Annotated in this window: 2 protein-coding genes; one reads left to right on the forward strand and one right to left on the reverse strand. The window is 59.0% G+C overall.

Going from position 1 to position 1,546, the window contains the following annotated elements:
• Positions 1-431, forward strand: a 431-nt coding sequence (locus EXE45_RS19765) for a hypothetical protein (protein WP_158294289.1), incomplete at its 5' end; no start/stop codon positions are given.
• A 137-nt stretch (positions 432-568) separates the two neighbouring features.
• Here the strand turns inward: EXE45_RS19765 and EXE45_RS16550 are convergent.
• On the reverse strand, positions 569-1,546 hold a 978-nt coding region (locus EXE45_RS16550; protein WP_137694971.1), incomplete at its 5' end, for a sensor histidine kinase KdpD.

Consider the following 1,546-nt stretch of genomic DNA (forward strand, 5'->3'; position numbering starts at 1 on the left):
TCACTTCACTTGGGGTCGCCGCCGAACGTGCGACGACGCAGCTCGCGACGGGTGATCGAACGGGAACGTTCGCGATCGCGACGTTGACGCAACTGCTAGCGCATCACGACCCGACTGCGCTTGACAGGTTCCTCCACGAACTGGTTGGCCAGTGGCGAAATCAGGACGTCGGCGGGCTCATCCACCTGCCACCAGCGAGCGACATCGACGGTTCCAGCTGGTTTGGGTCGGCACACTTCGATTACGTTGTTGAGATGCGAACCGGCGACGGCCAGATCGAGGCGCGAGTGTGTGGGAAGCGAGATGTTGCCCCCACATGGCAGGTGGTTGGCTCCGCGCCGTGCTCGGATAGTGAAGCATCGGCCCAAGCAGTGGAGCGACAGCCTTCCGGGATAGTCGATGAAGACGGCGGCGAGTCTACCCCGGAGTGAATACGGTGATATTACCCGACGAAGCCGCGCCACACTCCCGCCTCGATTGGTGGGTTTCGGATCGTTGACCCTCGTTGTGAGATTGCGCTTTGTTTATCGGCCTTTCTACACTTCTCGCGGTTTGTACACTACACCTACTAGGATATCTGCTCGGGTGCGACTAAACCCAGATTGCGGTTTGCTGACGACGTCGGAACGCGAAGCACGACTTCGGTACCTGTGTCGGTCACGTCGACGTCGATCTCTCCGCCGAGTACGGAGACTAACATCCGAATTAGCCAGATCCCGAGCCCAGAGCCGTGCTGTAACGGCGTCTCTTCGCCGGTGACGAGTACTTCCCGCTCGATATCTGGCATGCCAGGCCCGTCGTCGGTCACGACGATCTGGAGCCAGCCGTTGTCGACCTGTCTCACCGATACGTTGACGTACGGGTCTTCTCGGTCTCCTGCGGCCACCGCGTTCTTTATCACCTCGGTAAGTGGGCGTGTAAGCCATCGTGAGACAGTCTCGTCGGTCGCGTCGACAGAGACAGCGATCGTTGCGTCCGAGTAGTCATCCCGTACCGCCGTTGCGGCCGTTTCAGTGACCTCAGCGATGTTAACGGTCGACTCGTCGTGTGGTATCTCCCGTATCGCGCGATCAATCACCTGCATTTTGTTCGTAAGTCGTTCCCACCCGTCGAATATACGCGTCAGTCGGCGGAGATGATCCTGACGACAGTCAGCGTCCGGTTCCTCGGCGAGTATCGTCGTCCATCCCACGAGCTTGTTTAAATCGTTGCGGACGTTGTGTCGGACGACCCGCTGGAACACCTGTAAATGCTGTCGCTGTCGCGTCTTCACGGTGATATCTTTCCCCTCAACGGCGATCAGCGTGATTTCACCAGCGGCGTTACGAATCGGCTTGAACCACACCTCGATGCGTGCGAGACCATCTGGACCCTGTAGTTCTCCTTCGGTCTGGACGAGTTCACCGCCACCCGCGCGGTTGACCGCCTCACAAACCGTGAGTCCGTGGTTCGGGTCAAGGTCCAGCCACGGGAATTTGTCGATTGGTTCACCAACTATTGTCGACCGATCAACACCGATGCGTGCCACCAGCGTGTCGTTCACGTC

Origin of the sequence: Halorubrum sp. SP9 (assembly GCF_005435015.1) — an archaeon.
GTDB classification, from domain to species: domain Archaea; phylum Halobacteriota; class Halobacteria; order Halobacteriales; family Haloferacaceae; genus Halorubrum; species Halorubrum sodomense.